This is a genomic window from Streptomyces sp. NPDC049915, assembly GCF_040656475.1.
Lineage (GTDB): Bacteria > Actinomycetota > Actinomycetes > Streptomycetales > Streptomycetaceae > Streptomyces.
The window spans coordinates 111004-131839 of record NZ_JBFAMH010000011.1 but is presented as its reverse complement, the minus strand read 5'-3'; the positions used below and the strand labels follow the sequence as shown (position 1 = coordinate 131839).

The 20836-nt window shown below is 72.3% G+C and carries 18 protein-coding genes; 9 read left to right on the top strand and 9 right to left on the bottom strand.

Annotation, left to right across the window (positions count from 1 at the left end; translation table 11 throughout):
• Window positions 1-192 precede the first annotated feature (192 nt).
• Window positions 193-1707 (top strand): M23 family metallopeptidase, encoded by a 1515-nt coding sequence (locus tag AB0J12_RS20930; protein WP_363265814.1) that lies wholly within the window; start codon window positions 193-195, stop codon window positions 1705-1707.
• 63 nt (window positions 1708-1770) lie between these two features.
• On the opposite strand, the gene pcrA is transcribed toward AB0J12_RS20930, so the two are convergent.
• Window positions 1771-4284, bottom strand: coding sequence for a DNA helicase PcrA (gene pcrA, locus AB0J12_RS20925; protein ID WP_363265813.1), 2514 nt, complete (start codon window positions 4282-4284; stop codon window positions 1771-1773).
• 410 nt (window positions 4285-4694) lie between these two features.
• Here pcrA and AB0J12_RS20920 point away from each other — a divergent pair, with 410 nt between their 5' ends.
• The gene (locus tag AB0J12_RS20920; protein WP_363265812.1) at window positions 4695-5882 is read left to right on the top strand and encodes an NlpC/P60 family protein; all 1188 of its coding nucleotides are present in this window, start codon (window positions 4695-4697) and stop codon (window positions 5880-5882) included.
• Window positions 5883-5949: 67 nt separating this feature from the next.
• Window positions 5950-6954, top strand: a complete 1005-nt coding sequence (locus AB0J12_RS20915) for a tellurite resistance/C4-dicarboxylate transporter family protein (protein WP_363265810.1) — start codon at window positions 5950-5952, stop codon at window positions 6952-6954.
• Here AB0J12_RS20915 and AB0J12_RS20910 read toward each other — a convergent pair.
• Window positions 6932-7285 (bottom strand): hypothetical protein, encoded by a 354-nt coding sequence (locus AB0J12_RS20910; protein WP_363265809.1) that lies wholly within the window; start codon window positions 7283-7285, stop codon window positions 6932-6934. The genes AB0J12_RS20915 and AB0J12_RS20910 overlap by 23 nt on opposite strands.
• Window positions 7286-7619: 334 nt before the next feature.
• Between AB0J12_RS20910 and AB0J12_RS20905 the strand changes: the two genes are divergently transcribed.
• Window positions 7620-8708, top strand: a complete 1089-nt coding sequence (locus tag AB0J12_RS20905) for an NlpC/P60 family protein (RefSeq protein ID WP_363265808.1) — start codon at window positions 7620-7622, stop codon at window positions 8706-8708.
• Between the two features lie 45 nt (window positions 8709-8753).
• On the opposite strand, the gene AB0J12_RS20900 is transcribed toward AB0J12_RS20905, so the two are convergent.
• Both AB0J12_RS20900 and AB0J12_RS20895 read right to left on the bottom strand, forming a co-directional pair.
• Window positions 8754-9467 carry a response regulator transcription factor gene (locus tag AB0J12_RS20900; RefSeq protein WP_363265807.1) on the bottom strand — a complete coding sequence of 238 codons (714 nt, stop codon included), beginning with the start codon at window positions 9465-9467 and terminating at the stop codon, window positions 8754-8756.
• Window positions 9464-10750 carry a PspC domain-containing protein gene (locus AB0J12_RS20895; protein ID WP_363265806.1) on the bottom strand — a complete coding sequence of 429 codons (1287 nt, stop codon included), beginning with the start codon at window positions 10748-10750 and terminating at the stop codon, window positions 9464-9466. The genes AB0J12_RS20900 and AB0J12_RS20895 overlap by 4 nt, the downstream gene beginning before the upstream one ends.
• Window positions 10751-10927: 177 nt before the next feature.
• On the opposite strand from AB0J12_RS20895, the gene AB0J12_RS20890 reads away from it, so the two are divergent.
• Both AB0J12_RS20890 and AB0J12_RS20885 read left to right on the top strand, forming a co-directional pair.
• Window positions 10928-12298, top strand: coding sequence for a PspC domain-containing protein (locus AB0J12_RS20890; RefSeq protein WP_363265805.1), 1371 nt, complete (start codon window positions 10928-10930; stop codon window positions 12296-12298).
• On the top strand, window positions 12285-12485 hold the full coding sequence (locus AB0J12_RS20885; RefSeq protein WP_363265804.1) for a hypothetical protein: 201 nt from the start codon (window positions 12285-12287) through the stop codon (window positions 12483-12485). Before AB0J12_RS20890 ends, AB0J12_RS20885 begins: the two co-directional genes overlap by 14 nt.
• 67 nt (window positions 12486-12552) lie before the next feature.
• Here AB0J12_RS20885 and AB0J12_RS20880 read toward each other — a convergent pair whose 3' ends face one another.
• On the bottom strand, window positions 12553-13077 hold the full coding sequence (locus AB0J12_RS20880; protein WP_363265803.1) for a DoxX family protein: 525 nt from the start codon (window positions 13075-13077) through the stop codon (window positions 12553-12555).
• 132 nt (window positions 13078-13209) lie between these two features.
• Window positions 13210-14487, bottom strand: a complete 1278-nt coding sequence (locus AB0J12_RS20875; protein WP_363265801.1) for a hypothetical protein — start codon at window positions 14485-14487, stop codon at window positions 13210-13212.
• 185 nt (window positions 14488-14672) lie between these two features.
• Between AB0J12_RS20875 and AB0J12_RS20870 the strand changes: the two genes are divergently transcribed.
• Window positions 14673-15572: a DUF4429 domain-containing protein gene (locus AB0J12_RS20870; protein ID WP_363265800.1), complete on the top strand. Its 900-nt coding sequence runs from the start codon at window positions 14673-14675 to the stop codon at window positions 15570-15572.
• Window positions 15573-15589: 17 nt separating this feature from the next.
• On the opposite strand, the gene AB0J12_RS20865 is transcribed toward AB0J12_RS20870, so the two are convergent.
• Window positions 15590-16390: a class II aldolase/adducin family protein gene (locus AB0J12_RS20865; protein WP_363265799.1), complete on the bottom strand. Its 801-nt coding sequence runs from the start codon at window positions 16388-16390 to the stop codon at window positions 15590-15592.
• Between the two features lie 115 nt (window positions 16391-16505).
• On the opposite strand from AB0J12_RS20865, the gene AB0J12_RS20860 reads away from it, so the two are divergent.
• Window positions 16506-16979, top strand: a complete 474-nt coding sequence (locus tag AB0J12_RS20860; RefSeq protein ID WP_363265798.1) for a pyridoxamine 5'-phosphate oxidase family protein — start codon at window positions 16506-16508, stop codon at window positions 16977-16979.
• A gap of 17 nt (window positions 16980-16996) precedes the next feature.
• Here the strand turns inward: AB0J12_RS20860 and guaA are convergent, their stop codons facing one another.
• Window positions 16997-18577 (bottom strand): glutamine-hydrolyzing GMP synthase, encoded by a 1581-nt coding sequence (gene guaA / locus AB0J12_RS20855; RefSeq protein ID WP_363265797.1) that lies wholly within the window; start codon window positions 18575-18577, stop codon window positions 16997-16999.
• 339 nt (window positions 18578-18916) lie between these two features.
• Between guaA and AB0J12_RS20850 the strand changes: the two genes are divergently transcribed.
• A complete protein-coding gene (locus AB0J12_RS20850) occupies window positions 18917-19207 on the top strand; it encodes a chorismate mutase (protein ID WP_363265796.1) in 291 nt (96 codons plus the stop codon).
• A gap of 519 nt (window positions 19208-19726) precedes the next feature.
• Here the strand turns inward: AB0J12_RS20850 and AB0J12_RS20845 are convergent.
• Entirely contained in the window at window positions 19727-20830 is a 1104-nt protein-coding gene (locus tag AB0J12_RS20845) for a hypothetical protein (protein WP_363265795.1), read from the bottom strand.
• Window positions 20831-20836: the final 6 nt, after the last annotated feature.

Below are 20836 nucleotides of genomic sequence, written 5' to 3'. Positions count from 1 at the left end.
CCTCGACGGCGACAGGCAGTCGAACAATCATCGAACGCCAGGCCAAGTACGCGTCTGGGACGGCCAAAAGACGGCCGAATGCCCGTTTCCTGCGCGCACGAAACCTGACGAAGATTGTCGTGCCCGCGTACCGCCGGGTACAGTCGCCGCACTGCTCTGGCAGCCCCTGTTGTCGAGGCGAAAGAGAAGTTGGTGAACGACCGTCACCCGTCGGGGACCATGACCACCCCGGCTCCGGCTTCCGACGCCTCCTCGGCGCAGTACGCGTCGTACGGCGCGCAGGACGCCCCGTACGGCAACTTCACCACCCACAACGCGTATGACGCGAGCGGTTTTTCCGGCAGTGAGCACAGCACCGGGACGTTCGCGACCGACCCGCTCTTCGGCAGCCTCCCGGACGACGGCGGCTATGACACCGGTCAGTGGGCCACGGGTGGCCACCAGGCGGTGCACCAGGACCCGTACGCGGCCCAGCACCACGCCGCCTACGACACCGGCGCCTACGACACGACCGCCTGGACGGCCGACTACCAGCATCTGTCGGCCATCCCGCCGCAGGCCAATTCGGCCGATGCCTCCGGCCAGTGGGACGCGTCCGCCTGGCTCCAGCCCGACCAGGCCACCGCCGACGCCACCCAGCAATGGGACTGGGGCACGCAGACGTTCGACACCGGCGTGTACGACGCCACGCAGTGGAACAACGGCGGCACCGCCGACGCGAGCGGCGGCTACGGGCACCAGCCGGAACCTTTCGACCAGCAGGCCACCGCGGCCTTCGACCCGCAGGCCACCGCCGACGCCACCGCCGCCTTCGACCAGGTCTCCTACGAGGAACGCGGGCACGAGGACGGCGAGTCGACCGCCACCGGTGAGCTGCCCGCCGTCGACCTGGCCTCCGCTCCGCTGCTGGAGGAGCAGCAGGAGGAGACCGGGCCCCGCCCGTCCCGCGCGGCGGCCCGGAACTCGGGACGCTCCCGCCGCCGTACGCCCGCCAAGCGGTCGGCGCTGCTGACCATCGCCGTACCGTCGGCCTGTGTGATGGGCGTCGCCGGGATCGCCACCGCCTCCGTCAACGCGTTCAGCGGCGACGACACCACGGACACCACCGCCTCCGCCGCGGACGGGCACGCCGTGAAACCGTCCGCCGCCAACAACAAGCTGGACACCCAGCTCGCGAGCCTTTCCGCCGGCGCCGACGACTTCGCCGACCGGGCCAGCCGCACCCAGGAGCGCATCGACCTCAAAGCGCAGCAGGAACTGGAGCGCAAGAAGGCGGCGGAGGAGGCGGAGCGCAAGGAGCGCATGCGCCCCAAGTTCGCGCTGCCGGTCCTCCAGCACGGGCTGAGCGCCTACTTCGGCCAGGCCGGCATCAACTGGATGTCGGTGCACACCGGCATCGACTTCCCCGTCTCGTACGGCACCACGGTGATGGCCGCGACCGACGGCGTCGTGCGCACCCAGTGGAACAGCGCCTACGGCAACATGCTGATCCTGACCGCGAAGGACGGCACGGAGACGTGGTACTGCCACCTCTCCAGCTACCGCGTCTCCTCCGGTACCAGCGTCAAGGCCGGGCAGCCGATCGCGTACTCCGGCAACTCGGGCAACTCCACCGGACCGCACCTGCACTTCGAGGTGCGGCCGGGCGGCGGCGCGGCGATCAACCCGCTGCCGTGGCTGCGCAGCCACGGCCTCGACCCCAACTGAGCCCCGCACCGGACCTGAGCCGGCCGGCGCCCGGGGGCCGAAGCCCCCGGTGCGTTCCCGCTGTCAGAGCTTCTCCACCGGCGCGTACCGCAGCAGCAGCCGCTTCGGCTTGCCGTCGCCGAAGTCGATCGTCGCCTCGGCCTTGTCGCCGGTGCCCCTGACCTCGACCACGCTGCCCAGCCCGAACTGGTCGTGGGTGACCCGGTCCCCCACCGCCAGTGAGACCACCGGCTTGTCCCCGGCGCGCCGCGTGGCGAACCCGGACGCACCGGCGGCCGACGAGCGCGAGCGGGACGAGGACAGCGAGGCGGCGATCGCCGAGGCCGGCCCGGAGGAGACGGGCGCGGACCCGCCCGTGCGCTTCCACTCGACGTGCTGCGGCGGAATCTCCTCCAGGAACCGGGACGGCGGGTTGTACGACGGCTGTCCCCAGGCGCTGCGCAGTGTCGACCGCGTGAGATACAGCCGCTCGCGGGCGCGGGTGATGCCGACGTAGGCCAGGCGGCGCTCCTCCTCCAGCTCCTTGGTCTGGCCGAGGGCCCGCATGTGCGGGAAAACGCCGTCCTCCATGCCGGTGAGGAACACGACCGGGAACTCCAGGCCCTTGGCGGTGTGCAGGGTCATCAGGGTGATGACGCCGGAGCCGTCCTCGTCCTCGTCCGGGATCTGGTCGGAGTCGGCGACCAGGGCGACCTGCTCCAGGAAGTCGGAGAGTCCCACCGGCTCGCCCTCCCCGCGCTCCTGCTCGAACTCCAGGGCCACGGCGGCGAGTTCCTGGAGGTTCTCGATGCGGGTCTCGTCCTGCGGGTCGGTGGACGCCTGCAACTCGGCCAGGTAGCCGGTGCGTTCCAGGACGGCCTCGAGGACGGTGGCCGGTCCGGCGCCGGACTCCACGATCGTGCGCAGGTCCTCCATCAGCGTGTTGAACCGCTTGACGGCGTTCGTGGAGCGCGCGGCCATGCCGTACGCCTCGTCGACCCGCTTCAGCGCCTGCGGGAAGCTGATCTTCTCGCGCTGGGAGAGGGCGTCGATCATCGCCTCCGCGCGCTCGCCGATGCCGCGCTTGGGCACGTTGAGGATGCGCCGCAGCGGCACGGAGTCCTCAGGGTTGGCGAGGACACGCAGGTAGGCCAGGACGTCCCGGACCTCCTTGCGCTCGTAGAAGCGGACGCCGCCGACGACCTTGTAGGGCAGGCCGACGCGGATGAAGACCTCTTCGAAGACACGGGACTGCGCGTTGGTGCGGTAGAAGACGGCGACGTCGCCTGCCTTGGCGTCACCCGCGTCGACCAGGCGGTCTATCTCGTCGGCGACGAACTGGGCCTCGTCGTGCTCGGTGTCGGCGACGTAGCCCGCGATGCGGGCACCCTGGCCGGCGTTGGTCCACAGGTTCTTCGGGCGGCGGGACTCGTTGCGCTCGATGACCGCGTTGGCGGCGGACAGGATGGTCTGCGTGGAGCGGTAGTTCTGCTCCAGCAGGATCGTCGTCGCGTCCGGGTAGTCCTCCTCGAACTGGAGGATGTTGCGGATCGTCGCACCGCGGAAGGCGTAGATCGACTGGTCGGCGTCACCCACCACGCACAGCTCGGCGGGCGGCAGGTCGTACTCGCTGGGCGGGGTGTCCTCGTCGTGCTCACCGGTGCCGACCAGCTCACGGACCAGCGCGTACTGGGCGTGGTTGGTGTCCTGGTACTCGTCGACCAGGACGTGCCGAAAGCGGCGGCGGTAGTGCTCGGCGACGTCCGGGAAGGCGCGCAGCAGGTTGACCGTCGTCATGATCAGGTCGTCGAAGTCGAGGGCGTTGGCCTCACGCAGCCGCGACTGGTACAGGGCGTAGGCCTGGGCGAGGGTCTTCTCGAAACCTCCCCCGGACTCCGTCTGGGAGGTGCCCCCAGTTGCCTGGGCGGCGAAGTCCTCCTCGTCGATCAGCTCGTTCTTCAGGTTGCTGATCTTGGCGCTGAAGGACTTCGGCGGGAAGCGCTTGGGGTCGAGGTCCAGGTCGCGGCAGACCAGGGCCATCAGCCGCTTGGAGTCGGCGGCGTCGTAGATCGAGAAGGACGAGGTGAAGCCGAGCTTCTTCGACTCGCGGCGCAGGATGCGCACGCACGCGCTGTGGAAGGTCATCACCCACATCGCGTTCGCACGCGGGCCGACGAGCTGCTCCACGCGCTCCTTCATCTCACCCGCGGCCTTGTTGGTGAAGGTGATCGCGAGGATCTGCCCCGGGTGGACGTTCCGCTCGGCGAGCAGGTAGGCGATGCGGTGGGTGAGCACCCGCGTCTTGCCGGAGCCGGCTCCGGCCACGATGAGCAGCGGGGAGCCGGAGTGCTCGACGGCGGCGCGCTGGTTGTCGTTCAGCCCCTCCAGCAGTGCGGCGGAGTCGAGCACGGGGCGCGGCGCGCCGTCGCGGTAGTACGTGTCCCGGTCCGGCGGGGGTACGTCGAACTTCCCGCCGAACAGATCGTCCGGAATCGCTTCCGGAGCGTGATCGTCCTCGGGCGGCGGCGGGGGTTCCTCCGCGTGGGCCCGAGGGGCCTGGAGGTCCGCCAGGAAGCTGTCGTCAAAGAGGCTGCTCATCGCTCTCCGAGTCTAGGGCGCCCCACTGACAACCCGGGCGCGTCCGGGAAACATCACACGTCACCGTCCATCACCATCCGTCGACACAACGCGATGGTCACGGAAATGTATCGGGCATATCACGCACCAACCTTCACAACAGGCACACGAGTTGGCTACCGTGCCGCCCAGGCCGCACGACCTCCACCGGCGAACGTCGCCGGGCCGCGCGGCCTCCGCCGAGTCCGGTACGCCCGCACAGCGACCGGAGCCGGGGACCCACCCGAGACCTGGGGTGAATCGGCCCTCTCGCACGAGACGGCCGTAGGGCACACCTTCCGTGGCCCGAACCCTCCCCCAGAGCCTTAAGGGCCTGGGAGGTGCCCCCATCGCTGACCCGGTAGGCGGCGCGTTGGAAGGAGTCGCTTCCCTTGGCGTCGCACCGCAAGTCGCGTCCCGCGGGGACCCTCGCCGGCATACGGACCCCCGCCCTGGCCACGGCCGCCCTCACGTCCGTGGCCTTCCTGTCCCAGACGGCCGACGCCGTCCCCGCCGACCAGAAGCCGAGCCTCGAGGAAGTCGAGAAGAAGGTCGACGACCTCTACCGGCAGGCCGAGTCCGCGACCGACAAGTACAACGCGGCCAAGGAGCGCACCACGAAGCAGCGCACCCGCGTCGACTCCCTGATGGACGACGTCGCCCGGCGCACCGAGAAGCTGAACGAGGCGCGCGAACAGCTGGGCTCCTACGCCGCCGCCCAATACCGCACCGGCGGCGCCGCCCTGCCCAGCACGGCCACCTTCCTGCTCGCCGACTCCCCGCAGCAGTACTTCGACCAGAACCATCTGATGGACCGGCTGACCAGCCACCAGAAGGAGGCGGTCGACGACTACGTCACACAGCAGTCGGAGACGATGAGGCAGCGCCGCGAGGCCACCGACAGCCTGCGCACGCTCACCGACTCGCAGAACGATCTGCGCACCGCCAAGGCCACCGTCCAGCAGAAGCTCGCCGACGCGCGTGAACTGCTGGCGCAGCTGACGGCGGAGGAGAAGGGGCGGCTCGCCGCGATCGAGCGGCACCAGCAGGAGGAGGCCGCGCGCAAGGCGGCGGAACTGGCCCGTCAGCAGGCGGCCCAGCAGCAACAGCAGACCCAGCAGCAGGACGGCGGCGGCTCCGCGGCCGGCGGCACCGGGAGCGGGACCGGCGGCACGAGCACCGGCACCGGCACCTCCACCGGCACGGGGAGCACGAGCACCAGCTCCCAGGCCGACAAGGCGCTCGCCTTCGCCCGCGCGCAGATCGGCAAGCCGTACGTCTGGGGCGCGACCGGCCCCGACTCCTACGACTGCTCCGGCCTCACCCAGGCCGCCTGGAGAGCGGCCGGCGTCGACCTGCCGCGCACCACCTACGACCAGGTGAACGCCGGCACGACCGTCCCGCTGTCCCAGGCCCGGCCGGGCGACCTGGTCTTCTTCTACGACAACATCGGCCACGTCGGCGTCTACATCGGCGGCGGCATGATGATCCACGCCCCGAAGCCCGGCGCCTATGTGCGCGAGGAGTCCATCTACTACGACGGAGAGTCGGCCATCCACAGCGTCGTACGCCCGGCCTGACGGTTTGCGCCGGCCGGTGCGCGTGCCCCGTGCCCGGTGCGCGGCGGGGGTTCATAGCATCGACGGCATGTCCGTTTCCTCGCGCCGGCACGCCGCGTCCGGTTTCCCGCCCCCGCTGCGCGCGTGGTGGGCGCAGCGCACCCCGGCGGCCGGGGCCGCCGTGATGGCGACCGGCATCGTGTCGGTCGGGCTGCGGCTGACCGGGTACGAGCTGCTCTCCCGGATCTGGCTGGCCGCGGCCTGCGTGTTCTGGCTGGCGCTGGCCGCGGAGTTCGCCGTACGGCTGCTGACGGACCGGCCCCGGTGGGCGACCGAGGCGCAGACTCCCGGGGCGCTGACGTCGGTGGCCGCCACGACGGTGCTGGGCGCGCGGTTCGTGCTGCTGGGCTGGACCACGCTCGCCGAGGCGCTGCTGGCGCTGGCGGCGGTGCTGTGGCCGGTGCTGATCGTCACGGTCGTACGCAACTGGCAGCCGCGGATGCCGGGAGCGGTGTTCCTCGCCTGCGTGGCCACGCAGGGGCTCGCCGTGCTCGCCGCCGTCCTCGCGGGCGCCCTGACGACGGCGTGGCTCGCGCACGCCGCGCTGGTGCTGTTCGGGCTCGGCCTGGTGCTCTACGGCATCGCCCTGACGCGCTTCGATCCGCGGCAGGTGCTGGAGGGGCCCGGCGACCACTGGATCGCGGGCGGTGCGCTGGCGATCTCCGCGCTGGCCGGGGCGAAGCTGCTGGCCGCCGACAGCGCGCGGCTGTACCTGTGGAACGACGACGACCGCGGTGTCCTGCGCTTCGCGACGGTCGCCCTGCTGGTCCTGGATCTGGCCTGGTACGTCGTGCTGGTGGTCGCCGAGGTGGTCCGGCCCCGGCTTGCCTATGACACGCGCCGCTGGGCCACGGTCTTCCCGCTCGGCATGACGGCGGCGGCGACGCTGTCGGTCGCCGCCGCCGTCGACGTGCCGTGGCTGACGGACCCCGGTCAGGCCCTGCTGTGGCTGGCGGTGGGCGCGTGGCTGGCCGTGGCCGCCGGGGCCGTCCTCTCGGCCCGGGACGCGCTCAGGTCCACAGCACCGCGATGAAGATGTTCGCCACGGTCAGCAGGCCGACCAGGCCGAACAGGGGCTTGTCCACCGTCTCGTCGTCGCGCTTGACGTAGACCAGGCCGAGGATCACGATCAGCAGCGCCAGCTTCACACCGATCTTGACGGTGTTGACGGTGTGGTCGTCGGCCTGGTTGAGGCCGACCAGGATCACACCGGTGACCAGCATCGTCAGCGCGCCGTGCAGCATCGCCGGGACGAAGCGGGCGGTGCCCCGGCCCATCGCCTTCATCTGGGTGAGGAAGCCGCCCAGGAGCGAGGCGATGCCGATGATGTGCAGGCCGACGAAGAGATGGATGAGTACGTCCATGGGGCCGGAGCCTAGCCAGGGGCGTTCCGTAGCAGTTCGCCGCCCCTCCCGTGCGCGGAATCGGCGCTTCGGTCGGCGCGCTGCGTGAAGTCGACGTCACAGCAACGGGAAGGCGGTCACATACGGTCACCAGATGGTCCGCTCGCGTCACTTCCGTACAGACCGCCACCTTCCCGTCACTTCCGGGTTTAGCGTCCTCCCCCAGGTGACCGACTCCCCACCGCCGTCCGGGCCAGGGGCGGCCGTCGGTCATCCCGCCGAAGAGTCCGGTGGCGCCCCGTTCCCCTGTCGGGACGCCGCCGGGCCCGCACGTAGGAAAGGACGTGCAGTCCCCGTGGCAGCACACCGCAAGCATCGGCAGCGCTCGCTCGGCGACCGGACGGCCCGTACGGCGTTCACGATCGCCCTCGCGGGCGCGGCGACGGCCACGGCGTTCGACGGCACCGGCCATGCCGCGCCGGATCCGACTCCGGCCCAGGTCAAGGCGCAGGTCGACAAGCTGTACCAGGAGGCCGAGGCGGCGACCGAGAAGTACAACGGCGCGAAGGAGCAGGCAGGGGCGGCCGGGCGCCGGCTGAAGGACCTGCAGGACGAGACGGCCCGCAAGCAGCAGCGGCTGAACGAGGCCCGGGACGCTCTCGGGGCCGTCGCCAGCGCCCAGTACCGCAGCGGCGGTCTGGACCCGGCGGTGCAGCTCGCCCTGTCCGACAACCCCGAGCAGTACCTCGAGGGCGCCGCCCTCGCCGAGCGCGCGGGTGACCGGCAGGCGCAGGCCATCTCCCGGGTCCGCGGCCAGTTGGGCGAGATCGAGCGGTTGCGGGGCGCCGCGCGCGTGGAGCTGGCCGCGCTGCACTCACGCCAGGCCGAGCTGCAGCGGCAGAAGGAGATCGTCACCGGCAAGCTGGACCAGGCCCGCCGGCTGCTGTCCCGGCTGACCGCCGAGGAGCGGCGGCGGATCGCCGCCGACGGCCCCGCCGCGGACGCCTCCGGCACGAACCGCGCCACACGGGCCGCGAGCGACGGGGCCCGCGACCGGCTGACCGCGCCCGGGTCCGCGGCCGCGCAGGCGCCCGACGCGCGTGCGGCGGCCGCCCTCGCCTACGCCTACAACAAGCTCGGCAGCCCGTATGTGTGGGGCGCGACCGGGCCGAACGCCTTCGACTGCTCGGGCCTGGTGCAGGCCGCCTACCGCTCGGCCGGGGTCTCCCTGCCCCGCACGACGTACGCGCAGATCGGCGCCGGCCGCCGCGTCTCCCGTTCCGAACTGCTCCCGGGCGACCTGGTGTTCTTCTACTCCGGCGTCAGCCACGTCGGCATGTACGTGGGCAACGGGCAGATGATCCACGCCCCCAACCCGTCGGCCCCGGTCCGCCTCGCCCCGATCGACCAGATGCCGTTCGCCGGGGCGACGCGGGTGGTGTGAACCCGGCCGGCGCCCGTCGTCCCGAGCCCGGCAGCAGCTGCCGCCTCAGACCAGCCGGCGGGCCGTCGCCCAGCGGGTCAGCTCGTGGCGGTTGGACAGCTGGAGCTTGCGCAGCACCGCCGAGACGTGCGACTCGACCGTCTTCACCGAGATGAACAGCTGCTTGGCGATCTCCTTGTAGGCATAGCCGCGGGCGATCAGCCGCAGCACCTCGCGCTCGCGCTGGGTGAGACGGTCCAGGTCCTCGTCGACCGGCGGGGCGTCGGTGGAGGCGAAGGCGTCCAGCACGAACCCGGCCAGGCGCGGGGAGAACACCGCGTCGCCGTCCTGCACCCGGAAGATCGAGTCGACCAGGTCGCTCCCGGTGATCGTCTTCGTCACGTAGCCGCGGGCACCGCCGCGGATGACACCGATCACGTCCTCCGCCGCGTCCGACACGGACAGCGCCAGGAAGCGGACGGGCCGCTCGGTGTCGGCCATCAACGGGGCGCAGCGGCGCAGCACTTCGACGCCGCCGCCGCCCGGCAGATGCACATCGAGCAGGACCACCTCGGGCCGGGTCGCGGTGATGACCGTGACCGCCTGGTCGACGTCCGCGGCCTCGCCGACGACCTCGACGCCCGTCTCCTCGGTCCGGCCGATCTCGGCCTGCACGCCGGTGCGGAACATGCGGTGGTCGTCGACGAGGACCACCCGCACCCGGCGCTCGCCCGTGCCGCCGGCCTCCGCCGTACCGTTCGCCTCGGTCGGGTCGCTCATGACGTCTTCTCCGCCCTCTCCATCTGAAGCTCGACCTCCGTGCCGCCGTCCGGCACCGCGCGCAGCCGCGCCGTGCCGCCGTTGCGCTCCATCCGGCCGATGATCGACTCTCTCACGCCCATACGGTCGGCGGGTATCGCGTCGAGGTCGAAGCCGGGGCCCCGGTCCCGCACGGACACGAACACCGTCCTGCCCTCGACTTCGGCGTAGACCTGAACCGGGCCGCCCTCGCCACCGTACTTGGCGGCGTTCACCATCGCTTCCCTCGCGGCCTGCATCTGTGCGGCGATCCCCTCGTCGAGCGGGCAGTCGCCGACGACGACCACCTCGATGGCCACGCCGTGCTTGTCCTCGACCTCGGCGGCGTTGCGCTTGACCGCCTCGGCGAGGGTGGCCGGCTCGTCGGCCTCGTCCTTGCCGGTGCCCTCCGGCTTGTACAGCCAGGTGCGCAGGTCGCGTTCCTGGGCGCGGGCCAGACGGCGCACCTCGCCCGCGTTGTCGGCGTTGCGCTGGATCAGGGTCAGGGTGTGCAGCACCGAGTCGTGGACGTGGGCGGCGACCTCCGCGCGCTCCTGGGCGCGGATGCGCATCAGACGCTCCTCGGACAGGTCCTGCGTCATGCGCACCAGATACGGGCCCGCCAGCAGCGTTGTCCCGACCAGGACCGCCAGCGCTGCCTGCAGCACCGAGCCGAGGTGGGCGGCGGAGCCCTGCAGGACGAAGATGCCGGACACGCCGGCCGTCACCAGCAGCACACCGGCCACGGCCCGCAGCAGCGTCAGGGTGCGCTTGCGGCGGCCCACCTCGACCCAGCGGGCCCGGCGGGCGTTGTCGGCCTGCCGCCACACCAGGGCGACACCGGCGGCGACGAGCACCGCAGGGAGCAGATAGGCCTTGGCGCCGTTGCCGATGTTGACGCTGCTGACGAAGATCAGCGCGACGACGACCATGAGGAGCAGGGCGACGATCTGGCCCCGGTCCGGTCTGCGGGTGACGAGTCTGCGCCGGCCGTCGGGCGAGATCTCGGTGCTCACCAGGGACGGCGGCTTCTGCTGGTCGACGCCGCCGACGCCGAGCGGCACGAAGAACCAGAACGCCGCGTACAGCAGGGCGCCGAGGCCGTCGGCCATGAACAGGCCCGCGAAGACCAGGCGGACCCAGATCACGGGCAGCCCGAGATGCCCGGCGAGCCCCCGCGCCACGCCACCCAGCCAGCGTCCGTCGCTGCTGCGGTAGAGCTTGCGCGGCGGCCGCGGTTCGACGAGGGGTGCGGCTTCCGGCATGCCATCGATGGTCACATGGCGGGCGGGCCGGAGCATCAGGGTCGGCCCCCGAGACACCCCTGATCTCCGCCCCGGTCCCGTGAGCCCGGTGAGGACGGCGGACTCAGGGGCGATATCAGGGTCCGGCCAGGGTCGTCCCGACTGCCACCGGGCCGACTCGCCCGTCACCATGGACCCATGACCGATCACCAGCACGCAGCGGACGGGGGGCCCGGGGAGGGTGCCGCGTCCGCCCGGGGCGTGGCGGCCGGGTCCGGGCGGCCGGGCACCGGCACGGCCGACGCCCCGCACCTCTTCCGCCGCGACCGCCGGCACCGGACGATCGCCGGGGTGTGCGCCGGGCTGGGGCGGCGGTGCGACATGGACCCGGTCATCTTCCGGATCACGCTCGCGGTGCTGGCCGCGGCGGGCGGCGTCGGTCTGATCTTCTACGGCTTCGTCTGGCTGTTCGTTCCCTACGACGACGAGGACGAGAACGAGGTGCGCAAGCTCCTGACCGGGCGGGTGGACGGGCAGGCGCTCGCGGGGGTGCTGTTCGCGCTGGTCGGCTGCGGGGTGTTCCTGTCGATGCTGCGCAACGGCGGGGTGCTGACCTTCGCCGTCGTCCTCTCCCTGCTGCTGGCCGGCGCCGGGTACTGGCAGCAGCGACGCGACGCGCCGGGCCCGGACCCCCTGGCCGCGCAGGCCGTGGCGGACGCCCCGCCGGAGGCCCAGGCGCCGCCCGCCGCGGCGGGCTACCCGTCCTGGTGGCGCGACCCGATCGTCAAGGACGGCACCCATGTCGGGGGCACGGGATACCTGTGGGGACCGGGCGACCCCCGTGACCGGGACCTCGCGGCGGCCGTCGACATAAGCCCGGGCGTGACGGCTGCGCGCACGGCACCGCCGGCCGGCGCGGACCGCCCGGCGCCGCGCGGTCCGCGCTGGATCGGCGGCTGGGTCTTCCTGCTGGCCCTGCTCGCGGGCGGCCTCGGCACGGGACTGACCTGGCAGGACCACCCGCTCGGCACCAGCCTGCAGGTGGGACTGGCCGGCGCGCTGACGGTGTTCGGTCTCGGCATCGCCGTCAGCGCGTTCCTCGGGCGTACGGGGGCAGGGTCGGTCTTCTGGTCGATCGTCACGGCCGCGCTGCTCACGGCGTCGGCGGCGCTGCCGCACGACATCGGCACGCAGTGGATCCATACGGCGTGGCGGCCGGCCGCGGTGACCGACGTCCGGCCGAAGTACCACGTCGGCACGGGCGTGGGCACCCTCGACCTGTCCCGGATCGACGTGCCTCCGGGCCGGACGGTGACCACGCTGGCCGATGTTGGCGTGGGCCGGGTGCGGGTGATCGTGCCGCCGGGCGTGACGGTGAAGGCGGACATCGAAGTGGGCGTGGGTGACATCCGGTTGCCGGGTGAGGATGCGAAGGACGTGGACGTGCAGCCGGACAGACACAAGCAGGTGACCCTGAGGCCGGCCGGCGGCGGCAGGAACGCCGGCACGCTGGACCTGGACCTCCAGGTCGGCGTGGGCCAGGTGGAGGTGACCCGTGCTGCGTCATGAGTTCCAGCCCGGCCGTCTGGTCGCCGGTCTCGCCCTCACCGTCGCCGGAATCCTGTACGCGGGTGACGCGGCCGGTCTGTGGCGGACCCCGTGGTTCACCGCGATCCCGCTGGTCGTCGGCGGCCTGTGCCTGGCGGGAGCGGTCGGCGTGGTCACCCACGCGATACGCCGCCGCGGCGGGGGCTGACGCCGGGGCCGGGCCGACGGCTGGGGCTGTCCTACCGGTATCCGCCGTCCCGACGGCCCGGGCTGCCCTACCGGTATCCGCCGTCCCGGCGGCGGCGTCGCAGTATCGCGTCGATCGAGAACAGGGGGGTGCCGGCCAGCACGAGCGGCAGCCAGGCCATCAGATAGATCAGGTCGTTGCCGTAGTAGTAGGGGCTGGTCGACCAGGACACCGTGAGCCACAGGCTCAGGGAGATCAGGGCGCCGCCGAGGGCGGCGAGGCGGCCCAGGAAGCCGAGCAGGACGCCGATGCCGACGGCGAGTTCGCCGAGCGCGATGGCGTAGCCGAAGCCGACGGGGCTCTTCAGAGCCAGGTCGACCAGCGCCGGGATGGCCGCCGAGTCGCGCACGGAGCGCATCGTGTCGCCGAGGGAGCCCGCGCCGGAGGCCTGCATGAAGGCGCTGTCCGTCAGTTTGTCGAGGCCCGCGTAGATGAAGGTGATGCCGAGGAAGAGGCGGAGCGGGAGCAGGGCGTAGCGGGCGGCGGCCTCCCGCCGGCCGGCGCCACGGCCGAGGTGGGGGGTGGGTGTCTCCGTGCGCATGCTGTGGGTCATCGCTGCCAGCCGCCTCTCGCCCGCCGGTGCCGTCACCCGACGATACGTACGGAAGCGGCGATCGGCTCAATTCTGGCGCACAAAGGCGGCGACGGACTCAACCCCGGGGAAGGACCGTCGGACGCGGGCGCGTCACTCGGTCACGTCGATCGTGTAGCGGTTGGTCTCCACACCCGCCGCCGTGACCACCTGCACCTCCACCCGGCCGGGCTCGACGTCCGCCGGGACCGGAACGGTCAGGGCGTTGTCGGTGGGGTTGCTGAAGCCGCCGGTGACCGGGATCAGCGGCACATGCACATGGACGGCTCCGATGCGGACCGTCATCCGCGCCAGCCGGTCGGCGCCCTGCGCGCCGGGCGGAACGAACCCGGCGCCGCGGATCTCGATGTCGTCGCCCTGCCGGATCGGCCCGTCCAGGTCGCCGGCCTCCCGCGCCCGCACCACGGAGAGGATCACGGGCCGGCCGCCCTCGGCGTACTTGCCGGCGACGTAGGTCGCGGCCGAGATCAGCACCACCACCGCCAGTCCCCAGGGCAGGTCGGGCAGCTGGTCGGGACGCCGGGCCAGCCGTACCGCCGCGAACACCAGGGCGACCGCGCTGATCACGACGTACTGGAGGTCGGCGAAGGCGCCCCGGCCGGAGTCGTCGGTGAGCAGGTCGGCCGCGCGCGGGCGGTCCGCGCGGACCTTCTGCAGCCGCTGCCCGAGCACCCGCAGCCCCACCACGCGCCGCACCAGCACGGCGATGGCGCACACCACGGCGAGCACGGTCACCAGGCCCGCGCCCCGGGCGAGTCCGAGGCCGGCGATCAGGGCGTCCCGCTCCCGGTGCCCGGAGGCCGCGGCCAGCCGCGCGGCCGGCACGAGGACGGCGTAGGCCACGAAGAGCACCCAGCAGGCGGCCACCGCACGCGAGGTGGACAGCCGGTTGTCCTCGCCGATCACCGGGGCGAGCACACCGCCGCGCGCCCGGTGGAACCAGGACGCCGCCGTCAGGACGACGGCGACGGCCAGCGCGGCCAGCAGCCCCGCCGTGCGGGCGCCGCTCCAGCCCGCGCCGATCGCGGTCAGGGCCTGCACCAGCAGCAGGGCGACGACCGCCGCCCACACCGTGCACGCACTGCGGCGCCACAGCCCGGTCAGCCAGGCCTCGCCCTCGGCTCGGCCGCGCTCGGCGACGAGCGCGGCGGACTGGGTGAGTTCCTCGGAGACCCACTGCCGGGAGGCCGACGCGGAGTGCGCCACGGCCGCCGGCAGCCCCTGCCCGGCGGCGTACTCGTCCCGTCTGCTCAGGAACGCGGCGACCGCGCGCCGATGCCCCTCCCGGGCCCCGTGCGGGCAGTCCCCGCAGATGCAGCCGCCCTCGTGCGCGCCCGCCGGCGCGCCGCCTCTCGCCTCCTGCACCGCCACGTCGAGCCTGCCTTCCCCACGACCCTGTTGGCCGGCGGCCTGTGTTGGGCCTTCCGGCCGCCGACGGACAACTCGCCTGCGACGACAGCGCATTGTGCCCTACGCGACACGGTCCGCGGCACCAGGTCTGGTCAGCACGGGTGAAGACCGCCTCACCGTGTTGACCGGGCTGCGAGAATTCCCTTATGGCCGAGATCATCCAGCGCGACGGGACCTGGGCCTTCGACGGCACCACGGTCCGGATCACGCCGGGCCTCCACCGCTCGGTGCCGCTGTTCCGGCAGACGTACGGGGAGATCGCCGTGCCGCTGGAGGCCGTCGCCGGGATCGTCCACGAGCCGGAGCGCAAGCGCGGCCGGCTGCGCCTGACCCTGCGCGAGGGCGCCGACCCCTTGTTGCAGGCGACGGGCGGCCGGCTGCCGGAGCCCGCCGATCCGTACCGGCTCACGGTGGACCCGGACCGTAGCGGGGTGGCGGAGTACGTCGCCGAGGAGATCCGTCACGCGCTGCTGCTGGATCAGATCCCGAAGGAGCCGGCGAAGAGCTATCTGCTGTCGGGTCCGCCGGTGCCGGTGTCGGTGCGGGCCTCCGACGGCACGGTCTCCTTCGACGGGGCGCAGGTGCGCATCGACTGGGCCGACACCTCCGACCGGGTCAAACGCGCCACGGGCCCGCGCATCATCGACGTGGGCGACCTGGTGCAGGTGGAGTGGCTGCCGAATTCGGGCTACGAGGACGGCTTCCTGAGGTTCGTCACCAGGGAGACGGCGTTCTCCAAGCTGCCGCCGGAGAAGGATCCCTACGCCCTGGACCTGTGGGGCAGCTCCCGCCGTGATCTGCTCACGGCGCTGGTGGCCGCCGCGGTCACCGCGCGGCTGCCGCACCCCTCGACCCGCACGGCCCACCCCCTGGCGGAGGGCGAGCGGCCGGGCGGCGCGCCGGCGGTGGCGGCCGTTCCCGCGCCCGCCGACCGTCACGACGTGCTGCTGCGCAGGCTGCGTGAGCTGGGCGCGCTGCACCGGGACGGTGTGCTCACGGACGAGGAGTTCGCGGTGACGAAGGCGGCGGTGCTGAAGGATTTCTGAGCAGCAGCGGAGAGACGTCAGTCCAGCAGGTCCGGCTCCCTGCGGCTGATGTCCTGCCACATCGGCTGGTAGTTGATCCAGGCGACGAGGTCGCCGCCGAGCTGTTCGCGGGTCGCGGTCGCCCGTTTGTGGTCGATGAGGACGGGCCGTCCGGCGGCCTTGGCGGCCAGCTGCACCTGGCAGGACCGTTCCATCGTCACGAACCACCAGGCGGCGGCGTCCACCGAGTCCCCCACGGTCAGCAGCCCGTGGTTGCGCAGCACGAGCGCCTTGTGGGTGGAGAGCGCGGCGGCGATACGGCGGCCCTCGTCGGCGTCAACGGCGACGCCGGTGTAGGCGTCGTAGAGGGCGTGGTCCTCGTAGAAGGCGCAGCTCTCCTGGGTGAGGGGGTCGATCAGCTCGCCCAGGGCCGCGAGCGCGCGCCCGTGCACGGAGTGGCAGTGGGCGACGGCGACGACGTCGGGGCGGGCCGCGTGCACCTGGGCGTGGACGGCGAAGGCGGCCTGGTTGACGTGGTAGCGGCCCTCGATCACCTGGCCGTCGGAGTTGGCGAGCACCAGGTCGCCGACGGTGACCTGGCGGAAGGACAGTCCGAAGGGGTTGACCCAGAAGCAGTCGGTGAACTCGGGGTCGCGTGCGGTGATGTGTCCCGAGACGCCGTCCTCGTAGCCGAGCCGGCCGAAGATCCGCAGCGCTCCCGCCAGCCGCTCCTTGCGGTACCGGCGCTCGTCCTCGGCGGACTCGTGCTTGGGCGGCATTGCGAACCGCAGCCGGTCGGTGGGCAGGGGCGGGGGTGGGGGCGGAGTGGGCCCGGGCATTGGTCCTCCGGCACTCGGTTGCTGTACGGCGGGAAGTTACCGCCGGTCAGCCAAGGAGAACAGACCTTGCCGAAAGACGACAGGAGATGTCGTCTTTCGGCGTCACACTCGGCGTATGGCAGCTGACTGGGATTTCTTCACCGCCGCCGAGCCGGACTTCGCCCGGACCGTCGAGGAACGCTTCCGCGCCTTCACCCACCATGTGCTCGTCACCCTGCGCAGGGACGGTTCGCCGCGCACCTCGGGGCTGGAGGTCGACTTCCGTGGCGGTGCGCTGTGGCTGGGCATGATGCACGGCTCTCTCAAGGCGCGTGACCTGCACCGCGACCCCCGTTTCGCGCTCCAGGCGAACCCCGGGGAGGGCACGGGGATGGCCGGCGGGGACGTGCGGATCAGCGGCCGGGCGTACGAGGTGCCGGACGGTCCGGAGAAGTCCGGATACGTGAAAGAGGCGGAACCGCCGCAGCCGTTCCACCTCTTCCGCACCGAGCTGACCGAGGTCGTGCGGACCTACGTGGAGGACGAGAAGTATCTCGTCGTGCAGGTCTTCAAGCCCGGTGAGCCCCTGCGCACGCTCAGGCGCACGTAAGCCTTGTCAGGCGGGGCCTACTCCCACTCGATGGTCCCCGGCGGCTTGGAGGTCACGTCGAGGACGACGCGGTTGACGTCCCGCACCTCGTTGGTGATCCGCGTGGAGATCTTGGCGAGGACGTCGTACGGCAGCCGGGACCAGTCGGCGGTCATGGCGTCCTCGGAGGACACCGGGCGCAGCACGATCGGGTGGCCGTAGGTGCGGCCGTCGCCCTGGACGCCGACCGAGCGGACGTCCGCGAGCAGCACGACCGGGCACTGCCAGATGTCGCGGTCGAGGCCGGCCGCGGTCAGCTCCTCGCGGGCGATGGCGTCGGCGTCGCGCAGCAGGTCGAGGCGCTCCTTGGTGACCTCGCCGACGATGCGGATGCCGAGGCCGGGGCCGGGGAACGGCTGGCGCTGGACGATCTCCTCCGGCAGGCCCAGCTCCTGGCCGACCATGCGGACCTCGTCCTTGAACAGCTTGCGCAGCGGCTCGATCAGCTTGAACTCGAGGTCCTCGGGCAGGCCGCCGACGTTGTGGTGCGACTTGATGTTGGCGGTGCCGGTGCCGCCGCCGGACTCGACCACGTCCGGGTACAGGGTGCCCTGGACCAGGAACTCCACGGCCGGGCCCTCGTCGGCGACGATCTCGGCCTGGGCCTGCTCGAAGACGCGGATGAACTCGCGGCCGATGATCTTCCGCTTCTCCTCGGGGTCGGAGACCCCCTTGAGCGCGGTGAGGAAGCGCTCCTCGGCGTCGACGACCTTCAGCTTGACGCCGGTCGCGGCGACGAAGTCCTTCTCGACCTGCTCGGTCTCGCCCTTGCGCATCAGGCCGTGGTCGACGTAGACGCAGGTCAGCTGCTCACCGATGGCCTTCTGCACCAGGGCGGCGGCCACCGCGGAGTCCACGCCGCCGGACAGGCCGCAGATCGCGCGCTTGTCGCCGACCAGCTCGCGGATCGCCTCGACCTGCTCGTCGATGACGTTGCCGGTGGTCCAGTTCGGCTCGAGACCCGCACCGCGGTACAGGAAGTGCTCCAGCACCTGCTGGCCGTGCGTGGAGTGCATGACCTCGGGGTGGTACTGGACGCCGTAGAGCTTCTTGTCGTCGTTCTCGAAGGCGGCGACCGGGACGACGTCCGTGGAGGCCGTCACCGTGAAGCCCTCGGGGGCGGCGGAGCAGGCGTCGCCGTGCGACATCCACACCGACTGCTCCGCGGGGGTGCCCTCGAAGAGCGTGGAGGAGGCGCGCGAGACGTGCAGCGGGGTGCGGCCGTACTCGCGGGCGCCGCTGTTGTCGACAGTGCCGCCGAGGACCTGCGCCATCAGCTGGAAGCCGTAGCACATGCCGAAGACGGGGACGCCGGACTCGAAGAGCTCGCGGTCCAGGCGGGGGGCGCCCTCCTCGTACACGGACGAGGGGCCGCCGGAAAGGATGATCGCCGCCGGGTTCTTGGCGAGCATCTCGGCCACCGGCATGGTGCCGGGGACGATCTCGCTGTAGACCCGGGCCTCGCGGACGCGACGGGCGATGAGCTGGGCGTACTGCGCGCCGAAGTCGACGACCAGAACGGTGTCGGGGGCGGCGGCAGCGGGGGGCGCTGATGACACGGGAGCCTTCCGGCGGATCGGGCGGGGTCTCTGTGCTGGCCAATTCTACCGAGGTGGGCGCGGGGAGCGGTCCCCGCTGCCGGGGGCGGGCCCGACAGTCGCGCATCTCACCATCCGGGCGATGTTGGACACCCCAGGCGGGCACGGCATACTGGCGGCATGCTCCAGCACCAGACCTTCGTCTTTACCTATGGCAACCGGCCCGCCGGCTGCCATGGTCGTGCTGCTTGAGCAACTGACAAGCGACTTCCCAGGCGCCCCGGGCCGACAAGGTCCGGGGCGCCTGGTGCTTTCCGGATCTTGTCGCCCCGGGGCACCCCGTCCGACGAGGAGCCCCCTATGACCGCCACCGCCACCACCGACGTCACCGGCGCGCGCACCCCCGAGGCCACCGACGTGATCACCGGTGCCCGGGAGCGCATCGACGCGCTCGACGACCGGATCATCGGTCTGATCCAGGAACGCATGGCCGTCTCGGCCGTGATCCAGGAGGCCCGGATCGCCTCCGGCGGCCGCCGCGTGAACCTCTCGCGCGAGATGGAGATCCTCGGCCACTACCGGGACGCGCTCGGCAAGCCGGGCACCGCGCTGGCGATGACGATGCTCGAACTGTGCCGGGGTCGCATCTGAGTTCGCATCCGCTCTCACCCGTACGGCGCGTGACCGGGCCCGGGCCGCTTCGTTGGTACCGGTGTCCGTGCCAGCCAGGGGCGGGCCCGAAAGAACCACGCGTGGCTCGCTGGAGCGTGAGACGTACGGATCGTGCCGTGCGTCGTGGGACCTCGCTCCAGGGAAGTGACCGGACGGCAGGGGACAGCAGCCGGTCACCCAAGAGAACGGCCGGCCCCGGGGACGCCCGGGGCCGGCCGCCGGAACCTGGATATATGCAAAATTTCATGAGGGCCGGGTCCAACGGTTGCGGGCGCCCCGTTTCATCCAGCACGATGCCGGACAAGCCCAAGTCCCCCCGTACACACCCGTATTGCCGTGCACCCACGCGGTGCCGACCGGCACATGCCACACCTCGAGACCAGCGGCGCAACCCCCCGGCGCCGCTTCCCCGAGGCGCCGACGCTGCCCTGACGTCGGTGCTGACGAAGAAGGGCCCCGCGGTGAGCTCCCGCGGGGCCCTTCCGTCGTGCGCGCCCCTCAGATCCGGGAGACCGTCCCGCAGTCCCTCGCCCGGTTCAGGTCCAGGTCCTTGCTGCGGTCGTAGGGGTCCGTCGCCGGTCCGCTCGGCCGGGCGCCCGCCGGTGCGGCCGACTCGAACTGCGGGTGCAGAAAGCCGTCGTGGATCTCGCAGGCCGAGTTGCCGACCTCCTGGTCGTAGCGGGTCACGGCGATCCTGCCGCGCGTGACCCGGTACCGGTCCGGGTCGTGCAGGTCGATGTCGAGCACCCGGCGGACGACGGTGCGGGTCACCTCGGTCGAGCCGTCCGTGCGCACCACCGGGTAGACGAAGGTGTAGTCGGCATGGATGCGGGCGGAGCCGTGCTCGCCGGGCCCGACGGTCATCCTGCCCCGGGTCTTGACCACCGTCCCGACGAGCCGTACGTCACCGGGCTGGAAGCGGGTGAACATCAGCAGCGGATCGTGGTCCTTGTCCGGTCGGCGCAGCGACGTGTCCAGCAGCGTGTGCAGCTCCGTCTCGTGGGGCTCGATGACGGACAGCGCCTGCGCGGGCCGCTCGCCGCGCAGGGTGGCCGGGGCGAGGTTGCCGTCGACGAGCAGGGTTCTGGTCTGCTCCAGCGCCTTGGCCACCTGCGCCTTGGAGTGCACGCCGATGGCCCGGGCCGCGGGCAGCACGATGCCGGCCTCACCGTCGGCCCACCGCTCGGCCGGGGACCCGGCGAACGGGCGGTCGAGGGTGGGGTGGGCGGGGGCGGCGGACTCCGGCGCGGTCGGGCGCGCGGTCTCCGGCGGCAGCGGGGGCGCGGTGGCGGCCTGCGCGGGGCCGGTGTGGAACGGGTCGCCGGGCAGCAGCGACGGCTTCATCGCGACGACGGCCACGGCGGCCGCGACGGGTACGCCGAGCAACGCCCACAGGCGCCGGCGCCGGGCGGCCCGGCGGTCCGGTTCCCGCCACGCGGGGCCGGTGCGCCAGCCCTCGGGCACGCCGGTCGCGCCGCGGGCGGCCGCGGACGCCTCCTTGGGCGCGGTGGCGCGGATGTCGAGTTCGCTGTCGCGGACGAACTTCTCCCATACGTCGTCGGGGGCGCGGGAGGTCTCGTCGTCTGAGGGCTTTTCAGGCACGGGGGA